The sequence below is a fragment of the Caulobacter sp. AP07 genome (genome assembly GCF_000281955.1).
Lineage (GTDB): Bacteria > Pseudomonadota > Alphaproteobacteria > Caulobacterales > Caulobacteraceae > Caulobacter.
Window position 1 is genome coordinate 1 of sequence record NZ_AKKF01000103.1, and the last position, 2,056, is coordinate 2,056.

Annotated in this window: 1 protein-coding gene; it reads right to left on the minus strand. The window is 65.7% G+C overall.

Annotation, left to right across the window (positions count from 1 at the left end):
- Positions 1 to 2,056, minus strand: a 2,056-nt coding sequence (locus tag PMI01_RS06255) for a TIM-barrel domain-containing protein (protein ID WP_007665574.1), incomplete at both ends; no start/stop codon positions are given.

Here is a 2,056-nt window from a genome sequence, read left to right on the forward strand (position 1 = left end):
TCGCCGTCCTCGGGCGCCACGATCGCCCCGTCCCAGCGGACGGAGAAATCTTCGAGTTTGGCAAGTCCGCCGGGGATTTCGGCCAGCGGCGGGCTAGGCCAGGTGTGGTCGATCTTCTCGTCGACCAACTTGCCTTTCGGGGTCTCGAAGTTCGCGCCCTCGAAATACTGCGCCGCCAGGCCGGTCTTGCCGTCGGGCGTGCGCAGATACTGGCTGGGGATCGTCGCCGCCGGGGGCGGACTGACATTGTACATCGCGCGGGTGACGGGATGGACCAGGAACGACGGCCCGAACATGAAGCTGTCGTCGATGCTGTCGGTCGCCCGGTCATCCGGGAAGTCCATCATCAGCGGCCGCATCAGGGTGTAGTGGTCTGACGTGACCTTCCAGCTCAGCCCATAGGTATAGGGCAGCAGGCGATAGCGCAGGCGCGCGCTGTCGGACAACGAGGCGTACACCGCCGGATCCAGCGTCTTGAACAGGTAGGGCTCGCGTTCGACGCTGGTGCCGTGGATGCGCATGATCGGGTTGAACGCCGCGAACTGCATCCAGCGCGCATAGAGTTCGCGCCATTCCGCATTCCGCTCGCCGCCGGGGAATTCCGTCACGAAGAAGCCGCCGGTGTCCTGGGTCCAATAGGGGTTGCCGGTGACCGTGACGTCGACGCCGCCGGCGATCTGCTGCTTGAAGGTCTTCCAGCTGGAGAAGATGTCGCCGCTCCACGACGCCGCCGCCGTGCGTTGCGCGCCGGCCCAGGCCGAACGGGTCAGGGTGAACACTCGCTTGTCGCTGGTCGCCCGCTGGCCGTCGTAGGTCCCCTGGGTGGTCACCAGCGAATAGGGATTGAGGTAGCGCGTGAAGTCGCCCAGGGCGTTCGAGCCGAGCGCCTTGGTGTCGCGGACATTGTCGGCGGCGTTCCACATGGCGCTGCTCACCTCGATCTCGGTACCGTCCATCCAGAGCGCGTCCACGCCCTTGTCGAGCAGGCCGGATTTGATGTGCTTGAAATAGATCTGCCGGCCGATCGGGCTGTAGGCGTCGTAGACGCGGGCGTGTTTCGAAATCCAGTGCGGCGGCGCGAAGCGCAGCCCGCGGCTGTCGAGCTCGTGGGCGAGCGGGGTGTCGTCGCCGATGGACGGCCAGATCGACACCATCAGCTTGAGGTTCATGTCGTGAAGCTGGCGGGCCATGCCCGCCGGATCGGGGTAGCGGACCGGGTCCCAGATCATCCCGCTCCAGCTGCCATCCTTGTCCGATCCCCAGTATTGCCAATCCTGGACGATGTAATCGAGCGGGAATCGATCCTCGCGGAACGTGCGCGCGACCTCGAGCAACTGGTCTTGGGTCTTGTAGCGCTCCTTGCTCATGAACAGGCCGAACGCCTGCTTGGGATACATGGGCGCCGCGCCGGTGAGGGTGCGGTAGGCGCCGACCACCGCGTCGGGCGTGTCCCCGGCCATGAAATAGTAGTCGACGCCGCCCGGCGCGCTCTCGGCCCACAGAGAGGCGTCGCCCGCCTCGTCCTTGAAACGCATCTGCGAGTAGGTGTCCCACAGGACGCCGTAACGCCGCGACGACATCATCACCGGAATGATGATGCCGACATTGGTCTGGACCAGCAGCAGATCCTTGCCGCGCCGATTGCTGGCGTCGTCGCCCGTGAAGCCGAAGCCGTAGATGGCCTCGTCGGGTCGAAGCACGAAACTGTTGACCGCCTCGTAGCTCGGCGCGCCCGAGATGGTCACCGGCTTGAGGCGTTGCGGCGCTTCGGCGTTCTCTTCGGTGTAGAGCTTGCCCCTGGGATCCAGGAAACGAAGCGCGCCTGTCGCCTTGCTGATTTCGACGCGCAGCTTGGCGCTGGTCAGGACCAGCGTCGTCGCCGTGTCCTCCACCGCGAAGGTCACCGGGCCTGGCGCGGTCGGCACGACCAGGCTGGGCGCGGTCCAATGGTTTCGGCCGAGATTGGCGTTCACCCGAACCGTGTCCGGCGCGTAGAACACCAGGTTCTTGGTCACGCCGTCGAGCTGGACCTGAACGCCGTTGCGCAGCCTGGCGT